We start from the raw sequence: 2,163 nt of genomic DNA on the forward strand, positions 1-2,163 counted from the left end.
CCAACGCCGCAACAACCTCATCAAAGGCAGCCGCGAACACCGGCTCCCCCGCATACAACTCACCCCCCATACCCACACGCTGACTCCCCTGCCCCGAAAACAGGAACGCCACAGAACCCGCCGAGACGGCCTCGCTGGGAGTCAGCGCCCGCAGAGCGTCCAGGAGCTCCTCCCGGGTCTCCCCCACAACCACCGCACGGTGATCGAAGCGCGTACGCGACACCGCCAGCGAACGGCCCACCGCCGCGACATCCAACCCCGGCCGCTCCTCCACGAACGACACCAGCCGCCCCGCCTGCTCCTCCAGAGCAGCCCCCGACTTGCCCGACACCACCCACGGCACCACACCCGGCACCGGCACTTCCGCCACCGGCGCTTCGGCTGCGGCGGCCTGCTCGATGATGAGGTGGGCGTTGGTACCGCTGATGCCGAAGGACGAGATGCCCGCACGGCGCGGACGGTCGGCCTCCGGCCACTCCTGGGCCCCCGTGAGCAGCTCCACCGCGCCGGCCGACCAATCGACGTGCGCCGTCGGCTCGGCTACGTGCAGCGTCGCCGGGAGAACCCCGTGACGCATGGCCATGATCATCTTGATCACGCCCGCGACACCCGCCGCGGCCTGCGTATGACCGATGTTCGACTTCAGCGAGCCGAGGCGCAGCGGCTCTTCGCGGTCTTGGCCGTAGGTGGCCAGCAGCGCCTGCGCCTCGATCGGATCGCCGAGTTTGGTGCCCGTGCCGTGCGCCTCCACTGCGTCCACCTGGGACGCCGACAGCCGGGCGCCGGCCAGCGCGGCGCGGATGACCCGCTCCTGCGCGGGCCCGTTGGGGGCGGTGAGGCCGTTGCTCGCACCGTCCTGGTTCACGGCGGAACCCCGGATCACCGCGAGCACCTGATGCCCGTTGCGCTCCGCGTCCGACAGCCGCTCCAGCACCAGCAGACCCACGCCCTCGGCCCAGCCCGTGCCGTCCGCCGACGAGGAGAACGCCTTGCACCGCCCGTCCGGTGACAGCCCGCGCTGCCGGGAGAACTCCACGAACATGCCGGGCGTTGCCATGACGGACACACCGCCGGCGAGGGCCACGGAGGACTCGCCCTGGCGCAGAGACTGCGCGGCGAGGTGCAGCGCGACGAGCGACGAGGAGCATGCGGTGTCGACCGTCACCGCCGGGCCCTCAAGACCGAGGGTGTAGGCCAGCCGGCCCGAGGCCACACTGGCGGTGGTGCCCGTCAGCAGGTGGCCGTCGTTCCCGCCGGACGGCTCGTGCAGCCGCGGCCCGTACTCCTGTGCCGTCGCACCCACGTACACACCGGTGCGGCTGCCGCGCAGCGCGGTCGGGTCGATGCCCGCGTGCTCGACGGCCTCCCAGGCCGTCTCCAGCAGCAGCCGCTGCTGGGGGTCCATCGCCGCCGCCTCGCGCGGACTGATGCCGAAGAACGCGGCATCGAACCGGTCCGCCTCGTGCAGGAACCCACCCTGGGTGGTGTAGGTCTTGCCGGGGCTGTCCGGATCGGGGGCGAAGAGCGCATCGAGGTCCCAGCCCCGGTTGGTCGGGAAACCGCCGATCGCATCGACCTCGTCGCTGATCAAACGCCACAGGTCCTCCGGAGAGGCGACCCCTCCCGGCAGCCGGCATGCCATGCCCACGATCGCGATCGGCTCGTCAAGGGCTACGGCCTCGTACTCGTCGTCCTCCCGGCCCCGGCCTTGGTCCGGGCCGAGGAGCTGGTCAGCGAGGTGTTCGGCGAGTTCGGCCGGGGTCGGGTGGTTGAAGAGGAGGCCGGAGGGCAGTGAGAGTCCGGTGGCCTTGTTCAGCGCGTTACGGAGCTCGACGGCCGAGAGGGAGTCGAAGCCCAGGTCCTTGAAGGTCGTGTGGCTGTCGACGTCGCGCGCCGATCCGTGGCCGAGCACCGCTGCTACGTGCGCACGCACCAGTTCCAGCTCATCGCCTCTCGGCGCAGACCGCCGCGGACCGCTCCGCCGCGGACCGTTCCGCCTGGCCGCAACGGTCGTGACCCGGTCCGGCGCGATCACCGAACCATCCAGCCAGTGGCGTTGGCGTTGGAAGGCGTAGGTGGGCAGTTGCACCAGGCCGGAGCCCGGTACGAACCGCTCCCAGTCCACGTCCACGCCGTGTGCGTGCACAGTGGCCAGGGCGGCAA

General features: G+C 71.4%; 1 protein-coding gene. It reads right to left on the minus strand.

The genetic code is table 11. From position 1 onward, the window contains the following. On the minus strand, positions 1-2,163 hold a 2,163-nt coding region (locus tag DTL70_RS00105), incomplete at both ends, for a type I polyketide synthase (RefSeq protein ID WP_245978853.1).

This window comes from Streptomyces diacarni (assembly GCF_003323715.1).
GTDB lineage: Bacteria > Actinomycetota > Actinomycetes > Streptomycetales > Streptomycetaceae > Streptomyces > Streptomyces diacarni.